Origin of the sequence: Legionella beliardensis (assembly GCF_900452395.1) — a bacterium.
Taxonomy (GTDB): Bacteria; Pseudomonadota; Gammaproteobacteria; order Legionellales; family Legionellaceae; genus Legionella_C; species Legionella_C beliardensis.
Genome location: NZ_UGNV01000001.1, coordinates 241,324 through 257,569, shown reverse-complemented (window position 1 = coordinate 257,569; position 16,246 = coordinate 241,324). Strand labels below are relative to the sequence as shown.

Sequence of the window (16,246 nt, the reverse complement as noted above, 5' to 3'; positions counted from 1 at the left end):
ATGCTATTTTTAGCCAAAATTAACTAACTTTAGCTTATTTTGCTAGACATTATTTAGCTGATTGCCGATATTTAATAATGAAAATACTTCTTTTCGGAAAAAATGGTCAATTAGGCTGGGAATTACAACGTGCATTAGCCCCGCTTGGTGAATTAATTGCTCTTGATAGACATAGCACGCTTACAGCCAATCTTGAAAATCTTGCAGGAATAGCCACAACTATTCGTACAGTTAAACCAGATATCATTGTCAATGCAGCTGCCTATACTGCTGTCGATAAAGCGGAAAGCGAGCAAGATTTAGCCATACTTATTAATGCCAAAGCGCCTGCTGTTTTAGCCCAAGAAGGTGCAAAAACAGGCTCATTGCTCGTTCATTATTCAACTGATTATGTTTTTGATGGCTCAAATCATATTAGTTGGCAAGAAAATGATGCACCTAGTCCGCTTAATTTTTATGGCGTGAGCAAGTTACAAGGTGAGCAAGAAATTATAAACTCAGGTTGTCAGCATCTTATTTTAAGAACAAGCTGGGTTTATGGTACGTATGGTAAAAACTTTATTAAAACTATCCTGCGTTTAAGCCAGGAAAAAGAAACAATCAAAATTGTTAATGATCAAATAGGGGCACCTACAGGCACTGAACTCCTAGCAGATGTAACAGCTCATCTTTTAAAAGCGACTACGTTAGACCCAGCGCTTAGCGGCTTATACCATTTAGCAGCAAGCGGTGAAACATCTTGGTATGATTTTGCCCATTTTATTTTAGAAGAAGCCAAAAAATTGGCACAACAATCTACCATTAAAAATCTAATTCCTATTCCAAGTGAAGACTATATAACACCGGCACAAAGGCCACTTAATTCAAGGCTAAATACTAAAAAATTACAACATGCATTTTCTATTCATCTACCAAACTGGCAGTTAGGTGCGGCTAGAGTGATTAGAGAAATTTTAGGATCAACATGATGACTAAACGTAAAGGCATTATTTTAGCTGGCGGCACAGGCACGCGCTTACACCCTATTACTTTGGGTGTGTCTAAGCAAATGTTACCTATTTATGATAAACCCATGATTTACTATCCTTTATCCGTATTAATGTTGGCTGGAATAAGGGAAATACTTATCATTTCTACACCAGATGATTTACCTAAATTTCGTGCCCTTCTTGGTAATGGTCAACAGTTTGGTATTGAATTAAGTTATAAAGAGCAGCCCTCGCCTGATGGATTAGCGCAAGCGTTTCTAATTGGCGAAGAATTTATTAATGGCGATGATTGTTGCTTAATTTTAGGTGATAACATTTTTTATGGTCAGAGTTTTTCGGCTAATTTACGTACTGCAGCCGTGCGCAATACAGGTGCTACTATTTTCGGCTACCATGTTTCAGATCCTGAACGATTTGGTGTTGTTTCCTTTAATGAGCAGGGACGTGCGATTAGTATTGAAGAAAAGCCAGTTACACCTAAATCCAACTATGCAGTGACTGGTTTATATTTTTATGATAATCGTGTGGTTGATATTGCGAAAAGCATCCGTCCCTCTGCAAGAGGTGAACTTGAGATAACGGATGTCAATCGTTTCTATTTAGAAGATGAAACGCTTTATGTGGAAATATTGGGACGTGGTTTTGCTTGGCTAGATACAGGCACTCATGATTCTTTATTAGAAGCAAGCCATTTTGTACATACGATAGAGCAACGCCAAGGATTAAAAATTGCCTGTTTAGAAGAAATTGCTTATGCCGCTGGATGGATTACGTCCGAAGAACTTCTTGAGCAGGCTTTTCGCTTTAAAAAAACAGCTTATGGCCAATATTTACTTCGTCAACTCAAAGAAGAGGTCATTGCATGAAACTCATCCAAACAGCTATTCCTGACGTTCTAATCATTGAGCCAACCGTCTTTGCCGATGACCGGGGCTGGTTTATGGAAAGTTTTAATGAAGAGCGCTTTCATCAGGAAGTAAAAAAATTAGGCTTACCTGCGCCCCCTAGCTTTGTACAAGACAATCATTCTTGTTCAAAAAAAAATGTCTTACGTGGACTTCATTACCAATTACCACCACACCCACAAGGAAAATTAGTGCGTGTGGTAAAAGGCTCTGCATTTGATGTCGCTCTCGATATTCGTGAGGGTTCGCCAACGTTTGGTAAACATGTAGGTGTTGAGTTAAGTGCAGAAAATAAACGTATGCTCTGGATTCCTGAGGGGTTTGCCCACGGCTTTCTTACCTTAGAAGATGACACTCATTTTCTATACAAAACCACAGATGTTTACAGCCAAGCGTGTGAGGCAGCAATTCGTTGGAATGATCCTGCATTAGCTATTGCTTGGCCCTTAGCCCAGGGTGAGCCGATAGTAAATAAAAAAGATGAAACAGCTAACTTGTTTCATGAAGCACTGAAAATGCCTTTTTGGTATAAAACGTCATCTAAAGAATTAATTGATTTAAGGGTCATTGGCGATGTGCGTGGCAGCTTAATTGCGCTTGAAAAGAATTGTAATTTACCGTTTACTATTAAACGCGTTTATTACATTTTTGATACCAAACCTGGTGTTAGTCGGGGATTTCATGCTCACCGCAGATTACAGCAGCTTGCAGTTTGCGTCGCTGGAAAGTGCCGTATTGTTCTCGATAATGGTAACACGAGAGATGATGTGTGGTTAGACTCTCCAACAAAAGGTTTATTAATTAACAACATGACCTGGCGAGAAATGCACGATTTTAGTGAGGATTGTGTGTTATTGGTTTTTGCTAGCGAACGTTATGATGAAGCGGATTATATTCGCGACTATGATCAATTTGTTAAGGAAGCAAGTTATGCAGAAAAGTAAACAACTCGTTTTAATTGGCGCTGGTGAGTTAGCAAGCATTGCTTATGAATATTTTACTTATGATTCAGACTATGAAGTAGTCGGTTTTGCAGTTGAAAAAGACTATTTAAAAGAAACTAGCCTTTATGATAAACCTATTGTTGCTTTTGAAGATATTCAAACGCATTTCCCTTCAGAAACTCACGAAGCCTTTGTAGCTATCCCAGCTTCGCAATTAAACCGTCTACGTACCCGTTTATACAAAGCAGTCAAGGAAAAAGGCTACCGTTGTGCAACATATATTAGCTCACATGCATTTGTTTGGCGTAATGCGCAAATCGGGGAAAATTGCTTTATCTTTGAAGATAACACTATTCAACCTTTTGTAAAAATTGGTAACAATGTTATTTTGTGGAGTGGCAATCATATTGGTCACCAAACGGTTATCGAAGACAACTGTTTCTTATCGTCGCATGTGGTTGTTTCTGGTTATTGCCATATAGGCGAATCTTGCTTCTTAGGTGTTAATTCAACCTTTAATGATCATGTAAAAATTCCTAGAGATTGCATCATTGCCTCTGGCGCCTTAGTTTCTAAAAGCCTAGAAGAACCAGAAAAGGTCTACTACGGTGCACCCGCCAAAGAAATGCCAAAGAAAAGCGCACTTAGTGTGAATCTTTGAGAGGTAGCGCATGAAGTGGAAAAAACTTGGACATGTATTTTCTCATACTGAGCAGGCAGGCTGGAAAGTAAATTCTGCCTTAACCCCTACTCCTTTTCTGCTAAATGATGAAACTATTCGAGTCTATGCTGGCTTTCGTGATCAAGAGGGAATTAGCCGTATAGGGTATGTTGATCTTGATGCAAGTAATCCGACTATTATCAAGGCCGTTTCTAAGGAACCTGTTTTGGATATAGGTAAGGCGGGTTGCTTTGACGATAATGGTGTTATTTTAGGCGATATTGTTCCCGATGGTAATGCCTTACGTATGTATTATGTAGGCTTTCAATTAGTTAAGCGCGCCAAGTTTTTAGCTTTTTCCGGCTTAGCAATCAGTAACGATCAGGGCGAGACCTTTAAACGCGTTACGCAAGCACCAATTTTAGATAGAGCAGAAGGCGCAACCACCATACGTGCCATTCATAGTGTTATTTATGAAAATAATGTCTGGAAGGCATGGTTTGCAGCAGGTGATGATTGGCAACTTATTCAAGGCAATCCTTATCCTAAGTATAATATTTGGTATACCGAATCAGAAGATGGCATTACTTTTACAAAACCAAGCAAGCTTTGCGTTGATGTCATGAACAGTGAATATCGAATTGGTCGTCCCTCTGTTTATAAAAAAGATAGCCAATACTACATGTTTTACACTAAAGGCAGCACCAGCGGCAAAGACTATTTCCCCGGACTGGCTTTATCTAACAATGGCATTGATTGGCAAAGAAAGGATAGTGAATTTGGTCTAGCCTTATCTGAAGATGATTTTGACTCTATCCATTTATGTTATCCAAGGTTAATCCATGTTCATGATAAAACCTATTGCGTTTATAACGGCAATAATATGGGCGTAAATGGCTTTGGTGTTGCGGAGCTTCTACAATGGTAGTTTGTCAATCTTATAATCCAAGTAATAAAAACGAATGGGATCGGTTTATCGATACCTGTAAAACCCCGTTATTCTTTTTTAAACGTGATTTTCTGGAGTATCATGCTGATCGTTTTACCGATGCATCATTCATGTTTTATATAGATGATGTGTTAATGGCAGTCTTGCCTGCGACCTGTAAAGATAAGGTCTTAAATTCTCATGGGGGGCTAACGTTTGGCGGCCTACTTCTATCTTCTAAAATACGGGCAGAAGCCGTTCTTGCCATTGTCATGAGCCTTGCGCAAAAAGCTTCTGAGTTAGGGTTTGAAAAAATTATTTATAAAGCCATACCCTATTTTTTATATACCCAAGCGGCACAAGAAGATATCTATGCCATTACAAATAATTTAGGTGCGACCCTCTTCCGTCGCGATCTATCAAGTATTATTTATTTAGATGAACGCATGCCCTTATCTAAAGGTAGAAAATGGCTGATTGCTAGAGCTAAAAAATCAGGATTAACTGTTACCGAGTCAACATCATGGGCAGAGTTCCACCAGTTATTGTCTAGTGTCTTAGCACGCCATCATGCTTCCCCTGTTCATTCAATAGCCGAACTTGAGTTGTTATTTTCTCTATTTCCTAACAACATTCAATTAAAGGTAATTGAAAAAGAAAATGCTATACTGGCAGCAGCCCTTCTTTTTAAATTTAAAACAACTGTCCATACACAATACATGGCTACTAATGATGAAGGGAAAGAATTAGGTGCGTTAGATTTTTTGATAGAAACATGTATTACCGAAAGTAAAACGGAAGGGTTTAAATATTTTAGTTTCGGTATTTCTACTGAAGAACAAGGAAAAATTTTGAATTTTGGTCTTTTGTCCCAAAAAGAAAATTTTGGCGCGCGCGGTGTTGTTCTAGACTTTTATGAGATAAATTTAAATGGTAAGTTTTCTTGATTTAAAAAAGCTAAATGGCGAATATGCTGACGAATTAAAACAAGCTTGCGCGCGAGTTATTGATTCAGGCTGGTATATTATGGGTAATGAACTTGCTCAATTTGAAAAGCAATTCGCGCATTATTGCGGCACAGAATATTGTCTTGGGGTTGCTAACGGCCTTGATGCTTTAACCCTAACTCTACGTGCTTGGAAAGCATTAGGAAAACTTAAAGAAGGCGATGAAGTGATTGTACCTGGCAATACCTATATAGCCAGCATACTTGCAATTACTGAAAATCGCTTAAAGCCTGTCCTTGTTGAACCCCATCCAGATTTTTATACTATCACAGCTGCCAATATTAAAAACGCATTGTCAGATAAAACTCGTGTCATTTTACCAGTTCATTTATATGGCAGGTTAACAGAGATGCAGGAAATCCTAACCCTTGCTAACGAGCATAATCTCTTAATTTTAGAAGATGCTGCCCAAGCACATGGCGCCTCATTAGCAGGCTGTAAAGCTGGTAATTGGGGACATGCCGCAGGCTTTAGTTTTTACCCTGGCAAAAATTTAGGTGCTTTAGGCGATGCTGGCGCGATTACTACCAATGATGCAGAATTACACAGCGTCCTAACAGCATTACGTAATTACGGCTCGCATAAAAAATACATTCATAATTACCAAGGTGTTAATAGTCGACTCGATGAAATACAAGCAGCAATGTTGCAAGTAAAATTAAAATACCTAGACCAAGCGACTAAACGCCGACAAGACATTGCTAATATTTATTTAAATGAAATAAAAAATCCGCACATTAAATTACCGAATCCTGGCCAATCTAATCAGCATGTTTGGCATGTCTTTGTTGTGATGTGTGAGAAGCGGGATGAATTACAACAGTATCTTAAAGACGCAGAAATAGATACATTGATTCATTACCCTATTGCGCCTCATAAACAGCAAGCTTACCAACAATACCAAGATGAACAACTTCCTATTACCGAACAAATTCATAAACAAGTTTTAAGCTTACCCATGAGTCCAAATCTTGCTGATAATGAGCTTGCCTATGTTATTGAGATGATTAATAAATTCCAATGAATCTATTTAAAACATCCCTGTTATCAGGCGTTGAAACAGCAATCAAGCTTTTATCTGGCTTTGTTGTCATGAAATTTGTTGCGGTAGAAATTGGGCCTAAGGGTGTTGCCTTTTTTGGCCAATTTCAAAATTTTATTGCGGCATTTATTATTTTAATTTCCGGCGGATTCACCACAGGCTTAGTTCGGTATTGTGCCCAAGAGAAATCTGCCTTAATCCCTACAAAAAACTACTTAGGCAATGCATTAGGCCTTGGCCTTATTTCTTCAATTCTAATAGGTAGTGTTATCTTTTTATTTGCTCCGGTTATTTCTATAAAGATATTTAAAACGTCTAATTATAGCCATGCCTTTTATATTTTGGCACTTTGCTCCTTTTTAATGATGACTTACCAAGCTTTAATTGCGGCGTTTAATGGCTGGGGAGAATTTGTTAAGTTAATTGTTTGTAAATCCTTAGCCAGTATTTTACTGTTGCTTAGCTCTTTTCTATTAGTTAATCTTTATGGGTTAAGTGGTGGATTAATTTCCTTAATAGTCATGCAGTCAGTCACTGCATTTATTGCTATTGGTTTAATGACTAGAGTAAAGGATTTTGAATGGGGGTGGCTTAAGCCACATTTTAATGTGGCCGTATTTAGAGAATTTTTTCCTTATTGGCTCATGAGCTTTGTGACGTTAATTTCTACGCCATTAATATTAATTCTGATAAGAACTCATATTGCCTCAGTCGATAATTGGACTACAGCCGGCTTATGGGAGGCATCCTGGAAATTATCTGAACTCTACCTGTTAGTTATCACTACGGCCTTAACCACTTATTACGTGCCCAAACTAAGCCGGGCTGAAACAATGCCCAATGAGATTGCTGTCGTACGTGAAGTCCTATTTTGGGGAGTGTTGGCAGCAGCCATATTAGCCAGTATCATGTATGTATGCCGCAATTTTGTTATTAGTCTACTTTTTTCCAGCCACTTTTCTATTGTCTCTGATTTTCTTTTATTTCAATTGTTAGGTAGCGTGGTTAAAATTGCCGCATGGGTTTTTTCCTACCATATGTTAGTTAAACGCAAAACAAACTTATTTTTATTAAGCGAATTACTTTTTGGAACATCGTTTTATTGCTTGTCGCGAGTTTTTTTCGATAAGTATGGATTGTTGGGGTTATCTTATGCTTATTTCATCAACTACATTTTTTACTTTCTATTCTGCGCGCTTTATTTTTATTATGAAAGTCGAGGTAAATCTCATATAAGTTTAAGCTCATGGCTAAAATTCAAAACTCGTAAGAAAGAATTTTAACCATGAGCAACCAATACTAGCAAGGTGCAAGCTGCATCTTTCTATCTAAATCTGTTATAGAATTTGCTGCTGAATAAGGCATTTTTTTATCATATGAAAATAACATAACAAAAATTAATAACCCCACGCCACCACTAAACAAAACACCTGATAATTGATTCAACGCCATATAAAATAACGAAAGATAGAACATGGACTTAACCACTAAACTGCCATGTATAGAAACTAATACTGTTAAAAAGGCAATAAGAATGCTGGCTACAATTACACCTGGGGCACCAAATTTTGCATAGGCATCAATAAAATAGGTAACATTAGCGCTGCCAGTAAAATCTTTAGGTGAGTGAAACTGATATCTAAAAACTAAATTTTCTAGTGGGAAATAAGGTTTCCCTGTAATTAAGGGCCCTAAGAAATGAAAAGATTCAAAATTGACATTTTTACCATTGAGAACTTTTTCCTTAAAATCTAACCATACTAGCCCTGTTTCATAAGGAATCCACATCACATAGTACTTAAGAAAATTTATCTTGGCTTTTTCGCTTTTTATAATAATTTCTGTTGTTTGCTCGATAGGCTGAGACTTAGTATGTGCTGATTTTATCTCATGCACGCCACCAAATGCTAAAAAAGAAATAAGTAAAATTGTAGAAATTAAACCGCAAACCATGCCAATTAACATGCGATAATTTTTTATATTGAATGCTAAGATAATTAAAGGGATAAATGCATTTTGGCTTAAACTTTTTTGTAAGGTTAAGGAAAGGGTAAAAATAAAAAACAGCAGATAAGGGTAACGCAGCTTATGCTTAAGTACAAAAAGTCTGGTGGTAATTAAAGGGATAACCGCAAACACCATGATGTTATAACCATAGCGCAGCCAAATTTCATGCCCAACTCTTGTTCTTAAAAATTCCTCTCTAATATAAGCTAATTTTCCTACTTCTACGCCTCGTAACGCTGCAAAAAGGGCAATATCCTTTGCCGTAAGTGCTGTATATAAAATAATGAATGCATATAAACCAGTCATTACGCAGCTAAAATGATCTAAATTAATCCATTTTTTAGTATGGAGATTATCCCATCTTATTCTCTTTAAGAGGTAATATGATGTTAAAAAACTCCCCATCGCCAAACAGGTTAATGAAAATAATAAAAAATTGGTTGAACTACCATGAGTAAAAAAGCCATATATTTCTTGCGGAATAAAGAAAACCGTAAGAATCATCAAAAAATAGAGATGAAAATTCTTAAAGAGGAAGGGATTATAATTATTATTAATCCTAGTAACAGCATTAACCATAGCAGCAATCATTTTTATACTAACTCCTTTAGCGTACCCATTAAGCTGGTTTAAATAGAAAGTTAGACATTCTACTTCATGAAAATTTGTAGAACAAGGATCAATATTGTACAAAAGTCTAGTATTCCTTAATGAACGGAACACTTGCCTAGTAAATTTACAAACTAACTTCTATTTTAAGACTAAACTCAGCTAAATTTTTGCAGGCTTAAAGTAGTTAAATTTAAGATTTTTTAAAGCCAATGCCGGCTTTTCTATTAAAAACCAAGAACCAATCGCTGCTAGTAAACTAAGAAGAAACGATATTAAAAACAACTGCACTGGCATAATCTTTGGATTTAAATTAATGATTAGTTGCTGTATTGGAAAAGCATAGATATAAATACCATATGAAAAGTCACCACATTTATCTAAAAATGGTAATGATAATTTTCTTTTAAATGCAATTATCATCACGCAATAAGTAAACACAACCACAGCTATTGCAAATTGCACAGGATAAGGGCATAAAATAAACATACCTACGCCAAGCAAGGCATAAAAGAAATTAATAATAATTTTATCTTTAAAAATGTAAAATAAAGAACCCGCAATATAGAAAAAAATTGGTTCAGCAAAAATTGGACCATGCCTATGATAGAAATAATAGGTAAAAGGCACAAATAAAAGCGCTGACACTAAGAGGGCTGTATATCTTTTTTTAAACCCACCAACGATCCCTATGAGTAACGTGATCACATATAAGCGAATCTCAATCACTAATGTCCAAAGTGAACCATTGACCGCACCAGGTAAAGGATTGCTAGCAAACACGCCTGGTAACTCTAATTGTAATCGGCTTAGCATCATATTGTGATAAATGTATGAATACACTTGCGGTAAGCTTAAATAATCTTTCAATGGCAAGGTGGTCGCTAGGCTACCAATAATTAACGCGGTTACTATTAAAGACGCAATAAAGCCTGGCAGAATTCTTAAAATTCGGGCTTTTATAAAGTAAATAACTTGATTATTTTTAACATAGCTCTCGGTGATTAAAAAGCCACTAATTACAAAAAAACAGAGTACGCCTAAATTACTGGTGAACGGTAGAAAATGCAGAATAGTTGCTAGCGGATTATCTACTTTAAGGAGATCCCAAGAATGACAAAAAACGACAAACGTAGCGCATAATAATCGCAACAATAGTAAATTATTATTTTTACTATTATAAATATCCTTTAGTCTTGCCATTAGTTTTCCTAAATGATTTATTCTACATAACGGTTATCGAGCGAAGTCGCGATATTCGCTCTGCGACACACAAAGAGAAAAATAGCATTAAGCAACATGTAAATTAACTTAATATGGTTTACTTTGTAGTCGACTATTTTCGCACCTTGTAAACTGTCAAGAAAGGTTTTAATGACAGAATCTATCGCAAAATCCAAAGATCGTTTATAAGAAAGATAGCTCGCTTCACGGTAAGCATCTTCGCTATAGTTCATAAGTTGCTTGATTAAATCAACCATTTTATATCGCGGTTGATCTGTGTTTTTTTCGCCTAGATTATAGCCTGTTAACTCATGAAAAAAACCATAAGATTCAGCTTTCTTATCCATTTCAATACCTTGCAAACAAGGCAATTTACACGCTGCCGCTTCCACTAAAGCAGTCCCTACTCCTACAAATAAAAAAGCATCTTCTAAAACTGAAGAAAACAGAGTATAGGGCACAGGGCCATGCAGAAATACGTAGTCTTGCAACTTATAATGCTGAATAAGTTGCTGTAGTCTTGGTAATAACTCTCCATCGCCATAAATATGGTATTCAACGGCTAAGCCTTCTTGAATTAAGGCGGCCATGACTTCAATCATAGTAAAATTATACGTTTTGAAATCAGTTATTCTACCGATAGAAACAATCTTATAAGGCGTTTGAAAGGCAAAGTTTCGTTTTGCATTCTGGAAAGAATTAACGTCAACTGGGACTGGAATAATAGGCGATAAAGAAAAATCATGCTGTAATTTTTCAGTGTGCCTATCTTTCATGCCTTGATTCATAAAAAAAACATTTTCTGCAGGAAAATTTTGAATAATTTCTGCTGCAAATTTAGCTAGCTTTGTCTTTGATTTAAAAGACCAACAATATTCATAGGGATGGTAAACACCAAAGCATATTTTAGCGCTCGGAAAAAATTTTTGTTTAATATACAGCGTATAAATTAAGGGGAAAAAACTAAACGTATAAATACAATGATAATAATCCTTGCCTAGTTTTGAAAAAATGTCGTTTAATTTTCTAAATTTCCAACCAATATAAAGATTGGCATACTGCCGTAATTGATTTGCACTATCAACATCAACTTCGCGCATTAAAAGAACATCAACATGAAATCCTTTTTCTGATAAGAATTTAGCCATTCTTAATAGAAGCGTTTCAACACCAGCTGTTCCCATTCGAGTTGATATAAGGAGTAGTTTCATAAGAAAGTTAGGTATAACTTAACCGGCTAAAAATAATGGAGCTACTATAGCGAAAGTTAAGTATAATCACAATAAACTAGCCTATCTTCATCTTGTTAGTTTTTATAAAACGTCACGAATCGATTTATGAGGAGCACACATTGCACGTTAATGATCAGATCTCGCCTAAGTGCGCTGTATTAATGGCTGTTTATAATGGGATGCAATTTATAGAACAGCAAATCACTAGTATTCTTGGCCAGGAAAAAATTAATGTCACTGTCTTTGTTAGTATTGATTTATCCACAGATGATAGTGAAAATTGGCTAAATGCCCTGGCTAAACGTGATTCTAGAATTATCATCCTGCCTTATGGCGAGCGTTTTGGGGGCGCTGCGAGAAATTTTTTTCGTTTAATTCGTGATGTTGATTTTGCAGATTATGATTACATTGCTTTTGCTGATCAGGATGATATTTGGCACGCTGATAAGCTTGCGCGGGCAGTTCATGTATTACAACACAGGGCTTATGATGCTTATTCGAGTAATGTTATTGCATTTTGGCCTGATGGCAGGCAAGCAGTCATAAATAAAGCGCAGCCCCAAAAATCGTGGGATTTTATTTTTGAAGCAGCAGGCCCTGGCTGTACTTATGTCTTAAGCAAAAAACTTGCAACATGTATTAAAGATAACATCCTTAAAAATTGGGCCGAATTACAAAAAATAAGTCTACATGATTGGTATTGTTATGCGTTTGCGCGCGCCAATGGTTTTCAATGGTTTATTGACTCAAAACCCACGATGCTCTATCGCCAGCATAGTAACAATCAAGTCGGTGTAAACCGCGGTTTAAAAGCTTATGTGCACCGCTTTAAGCAAATTAAAAATGGCTGGTGGTTAAGTCAGGCTTACTTAATTGCAGAACTTATTGGGCTAGGACATCATGATTTTATTAGAGGCTGGTCTAGTTTTAAAAGAAAAGATTTTCTTAGACTTGCACTTAATGCGTATCAATGCAGGCGAGATCATGTATCACAAGTAGTCTTTTTTATGACCTGCCTCTTATTTGCCATCATGGGAGGCAAGCAAACGATTACGCCCTTAATTAATATGCCTGCTAAGGAAAGATAGAGCAATAGATTTCAGTAATCATAAATTGAGTATCAACGATGAGTGCAAGGGCTTTGGATACCGTGGTCAAGTCACGGTATTTCGGGAGTTAAATTGGGCTAAGCAACATGCGGGCTGTTTGTTTGTTGGGCTACACTTCGTTTAGCCCGACCTATTTTTTTAGCAAACTTAAGCTTAAAATCTTGAAATAATGATAATCAGGCACATTTGCAGGTCAAGAATAAAGTGAAGACATGCCTTCAGTGAATTTAAGTTATATTTTTGCTTTGCTGTAAGTTTAAATTAACAACATAATTGACTATACTGGCCTGCTTTAATGTTTCATAAAGCTTCAACTATGAAAAAATCCTTACCAGCCCTAACTTCCTTACGCTTCTTTGCTGCGGCCCTGATTGTGCTACAGCATGCGAATGGTTATTTCAAGGTAGGTGAAAGTTTTTCTTCGTCCTATAATTTAGGCCAAGCTGTGACATTTTTCTTTGTGCTGTCAGGTTTTATTTTAACTTACAATTATCCCAAACTTGAGCGACTTGATGATTCGCTTGAATTTATATGGGCTAGAATAAGCCGTATTTGGCCTGTTCATTTTTTTATTTTTTTAGTGCTCTTACTAATTATGCTTTATACCCACCAGCCATTTTCGCTAGAGCAAGCCTTTGCAAATATGACACTTACTCAAGCTTGGCATCATAAAGCCGTCATTTTCTTTGCATTTAATGCTGTTTCTTGGAGCCTTTCTGTTGAATTATTTTTTTATTGTATGTTTCCTCTGCTTATTTGGAAATTTCAAGCAAATTGGCTGTCGCGCTTAAAATTAAGTGCCATGCTTGGTTTATTAGCCATTTGGATGGCTATCTCAACTAGAGCAGTGCCTTTTACCGGGTTAGAAGCTTATCAGCCGACTATTTCATCTTGGGTTAATTTCTGGCCACCAGCTCGTTTATTTGAGTTTGTTTGCGGCATGGTTGCTGCTTGTTTATGGATGAAATACCAGTTAATTATCGACTCAAAACTTAAGCTCTCTATTTTTAAGGCTACTGTTATAGAATTCCTTGTAGTTATTTTAATACTTTGGGCTTCTGTTCAAGTTCCACTGTATACAATGCAACTCTTTTATACCGGCATAATTTCTATGGCTGTTCATGCTTGGGTATATTATAGTGGTTCAGCACCTTTTTATGCCTTGTTATTATTTGTCTTCGCTTTTGGGAGGGGTTATCTATCAACCTTACTTTCAGTAAAGCCACTTATCCTTTTAGGGGAAATTAGCTTCTCCCTATATCTTGTCCATCAACCAATCATCCGCTGTGTTGAATATTATCATAATCAGTTAATGCCTATACCACTTACTGTTCAATACACAGCTTACTGGCTAATTATTCTTATTTGCTCTTATTTTATGTGGTATTTTATTGAAAAACCATGTCAAAAAAAGATGAAAAAACTTCCTAATTATATTAAGTCATTACGAAAAACAACGCCAAACACAGCCGAGTCTACTCTAGCTAATTGGCCGGCCGAAGAAAACCGTAATGAAATATAGTTAATTAAGTTTTGAGAATTTTATCGCTAATAAATATTAGCGTGTCTAACTTATTTAGGTGAATAGCATGAAAATACTCGTAACAGGCGGGGCAGGCTTTATCGGCTCTGCTTTAATAAGGTATATTATTACTAATACAGATGACTCCGTCATTAATGTTGATAAGTTAACCTATGCTGCAAATTTACAAGCTCTCGCGTCTATAGATAAAAGTAGTCGCTATACTTTTGAGCGAGCAGATATTGCTGATGCCGATGAAATGACACGCATCTTTATGACTTATAAGCCTGACGCTGTTATGCATTTAGCGGCTGAAAGCCATGTTGACCGTTCAATCAATGGGCCTGCAGCCTTTATTCATACCAATATTATTGGCACCTATACACTACTTGAAGCAGTACGGCAATATTGGCAATCATTAGATGAGCCGCAAAAACAGGCTTTTCGTTTCCATCATATTTCTACGGATGAAGTATATGGCGATTTAGAAGAAAAAGACGATGCGTTTACCGAAACAACACCTTATGCGCCAAGCTCGCCTTATTCAGCAAGTAAAGCAAGCTCTGATCATCTAGTAAAAGCATGGCATCGAACCTATGGCCTACCTATTCTAATTACTAATTGTTCTAATAACTATGGCCCTTTTCAATTTCCAGAAAAATTAATCCCGCTAGTTATCTTAAACGCGCTAGCTGGTAAGCCTATTCCCGTTTATGGATTAGGTACACAAATTCGTGATTGGCTTTACGTTGAGGACCATGCAAGTGCGCTTTATGAAGTGATTACGCGTGGAAAAGTAGGGGAAGCTTATAATATAGGCGGCCATAATGAGAAAAAAAATATCGATGTCATCTATACTATTTGCTCTTTATTAGAAGAATTAGTACCGCAAAAACCAGGCGTAACCTACTATACAAATTTAATTAATTATGTACAAGACAGACCTGGCCATGATCAACGTTATGCAATTAATGCAAGTAAAATAAAGCAAGAGCTTGGCTGGGTACCTAAAGAAACATTTGAAAGTGGAATTCGCAAAACCGTACAGTGGTACATCGATAATCTACCTTTATATCGCTAGCGATGAAACAAACTATCATAACTTGACTGCTATATTTCAAATATATGAGATGAGTATGGATACCGTGGTCAAGCCACGGTATTTCGGATGCATGAATATAAATAAGAAAATAAAGAAAAACCGAATTACCGCGGCTTGACCGCGGTATCCAGCGTTATAGCAAACAGGCATGGATACTGTGGCCAGACTACGGTATTTCGAATGCACGAATATAAATAAGAAAATAAAGAAAAACCGAATTACCGCGGCTTGACCGCGGTATCCAGCGTTATAGCAAACAGGCATGGATACTGTGGCCAGACTACGGTATTTCGAATGCAGGGATTTAGTCTCTAAAATTCTCAAATTGCAAGGGAAGCTTAATCTCTGACTTTTTAAGTAACGCAATGGTATCTTGCAAATCATCTCGCTTTTTACCGGTTACTCTTATTTTATCGCCTTGAATAGATGTCTGTACCTTAAGCTTACTGTCTTTAATCAATTTTATAATGTCCTTAGCAGTAGGCTGATCAATACCCTGCTTAAAGGTCATTGTTAGCGAATAAGTCTTACCGCTGTGCACCGGTTCATCTTCCATATCTACACCTGCTGTACTTACATTACGCTTAGTGCAATGACTACGAAACATGTCTTCTAATTGTCGCACTTGAAAATCTGACTCTGATTTTAAAGTGACCACCAATTCATTTAATTCAATACTCGATTGTACACCACGAAAATCAAATCGAGTTCCCATTTCGCGATTTGTATTTTCAACAGCATGGCGTAACTCAACGGTATTAACTTCCGAAACAATATCAAAGGAGGGCATAATCTTCCTAGGGAATTTTTTTAATTATGGTAACAGGATATAAATAAATTGAAAATTATCTTTATGCTTAGTAACTCAACTAAATAAAATCTTAAGCTTAAAATAAAACGAATGGTTGCGACTTATTAGCAATCTAACTACACTAGACTTCTTACATAACTAGTAGATTTTGCTT

General features: G+C 36.6%; 15 protein-coding genes. 11 read left to right on the top strand and 4 right to left on the bottom strand.

Features of this window, described 5'->3' with window-relative positions; translation table 11 throughout:
* The first annotated feature begins 77 nt into the window (after nt 1-77).
* The 8 genes from rfbD to DYE47_RS01070 are packed head-to-tail and all read left to right on the top strand — an operon-like array spanning nt 78 to nt 7,759.
* Nucleotides 78-968: a dTDP-4-dehydrorhamnose reductase gene (gene rfbD, locus DYE47_RS01105; protein ID WP_115301509.1), complete on the top strand. Its 891-nt coding sequence runs from the start codon at nt 78-80 to the stop codon at nt 966-968.
* Complete coding sequence (gene rfbA, locus DYE47_RS01100) at nt 965-1,855, top strand: glucose-1-phosphate thymidylyltransferase RfbA (RefSeq protein ID WP_425324452.1); 891 nt, start codon at nt 965-967, stop codon at nt 1,853-1,855. The genes rfbD and rfbA overlap by 4 nt, the downstream gene beginning before the upstream one ends.
* Complete coding sequence (rfbC, locus tag DYE47_RS16565; RefSeq protein WP_115301507.1) at nt 1,852-2,838, top strand: dTDP-4-dehydrorhamnose 3,5-epimerase; 987 nt, start codon at nt 1,852-1,854, stop codon at nt 2,836-2,838. Before rfbA ends, rfbC begins: the two co-directional genes overlap by 4 nt.
* Nucleotides 2,825-3,499, top strand: a complete 675-nt coding sequence (locus DYE47_RS01090) for an acetyltransferase (protein ID WP_115301506.1) — start codon at nt 2,825-2,827, stop codon at nt 3,497-3,499. Before rfbC ends, DYE47_RS01090 begins: the two co-directional genes overlap by 14 nt.
* A 10-nt stretch (nt 3,500-3,509) precedes the next feature.
* Nucleotides 3,510-4,427: a glycoside hydrolase family protein gene (locus DYE47_RS01085; protein ID WP_115301505.1), complete on the top strand. Its 918-nt coding sequence runs from the start codon at nt 3,510-3,512 to the stop codon at nt 4,425-4,427.
* Entirely contained in the window at nt 4,421-5,374 is a 954-nt protein-coding gene (locus DYE47_RS01080) for a GNAT family N-acetyltransferase (RefSeq protein WP_115301504.1), read from the top strand. The genes DYE47_RS01085 and DYE47_RS01080 overlap by 7 nt, the downstream gene beginning before the upstream one ends.
* On the top strand, nt 5,358-6,458 hold the full coding sequence (locus DYE47_RS01075; RefSeq protein ID WP_115301503.1) for a DegT/DnrJ/EryC1/StrS family aminotransferase: 1,101 nt from the start codon (nt 5,358-5,360) through the stop codon (nt 6,456-6,458). Before DYE47_RS01080 ends, DYE47_RS01075 begins: the two co-directional genes overlap by 17 nt.
* The gene (locus DYE47_RS01070; RefSeq protein ID WP_115301502.1) at nt 6,455-7,759 is read left to right on the top strand and encodes an O-antigen translocase; all 1,305 of its coding nucleotides are present in this window, start codon (nt 6,455-6,457) and stop codon (nt 7,757-7,759) included. The genes DYE47_RS01075 and DYE47_RS01070 overlap by 4 nt, the downstream gene beginning before the upstream one ends.
* Before the next feature lie 16 nt (nt 7,760-7,775).
* Here the strand turns inward: DYE47_RS01070 and DYE47_RS01065 are convergent, their stop codons facing one another.
* The 3 genes from DYE47_RS01065 to DYE47_RS01055 form a co-directional block, all read right to left on the bottom strand.
* The gene (locus tag DYE47_RS01065) at nt 7,776-9,074 is read right to left on the bottom strand and encodes a hypothetical protein (protein ID WP_115301501.1); all 1,299 of its coding nucleotides are present in this window, start codon (nt 9,072-9,074) and stop codon (nt 7,776-7,778) included.
* Nucleotides 9,075-9,254: 180 nt separating this feature from the next.
* Entirely contained in the window at nt 9,255-10,295 is a 1,041-nt protein-coding gene (locus DYE47_RS01060; protein WP_115301500.1) for an acyltransferase family protein, read from the bottom strand.
* Between the two features lie 17 nt (nt 10,296-10,312).
* Entirely contained in the window at nt 10,313-11,527 is a 1,215-nt protein-coding gene (locus tag DYE47_RS01055; protein ID WP_115301499.1) for a glycosyltransferase, read from the bottom strand.
* Nucleotides 11,528-11,667: 140 nt separating this feature from the next.
* Here DYE47_RS01055 and DYE47_RS01050 point away from each other — a divergent pair, with 140 nt between their 5' ends.
* The 3 genes from DYE47_RS01050 (at nt 11,668) to rfbB (ending at nt 15,260) form a co-directional block, all read left to right on the top strand.
* Complete coding sequence (locus tag DYE47_RS01050; protein WP_207385188.1) at nt 11,668-12,636, top strand: glycosyltransferase; 969 nt, start codon at nt 11,668-11,670, stop codon at nt 12,634-12,636.
* 337 nt (nt 12,637-12,973) lie between these two features.
* Nucleotides 12,974-14,179: an acyltransferase family protein gene (locus DYE47_RS01045; RefSeq protein WP_160149816.1), complete on the top strand. Its 1,206-nt coding sequence runs from the start codon at nt 12,974-12,976 to the stop codon at nt 14,177-14,179.
* Between the two features lie 67 nt (nt 14,180-14,246).
* Nucleotides 14,247-15,260 carry a dTDP-glucose 4,6-dehydratase gene (rfbB, locus tag DYE47_RS01040; protein WP_115301497.1) on the top strand — a complete coding sequence of 338 codons (1,014 nt, stop codon included), beginning with the start codon at nt 14,247-14,249 and terminating at the stop codon, nt 15,258-15,260.
* Nucleotides 15,261-15,585: 325 nt separating this feature from the next.
* Here rfbB and DYE47_RS01035 read toward each other — a convergent pair whose 3' ends face one another.
* Nucleotides 15,586-16,071, bottom strand: a complete 486-nt coding sequence (locus DYE47_RS01035) for a YajQ family cyclic di-GMP-binding protein (protein WP_115301496.1) — start codon at nt 16,069-16,071, stop codon at nt 15,586-15,588.
* Between the last annotated feature and the right edge of the window lie 175 nt (nt 16,072-16,246).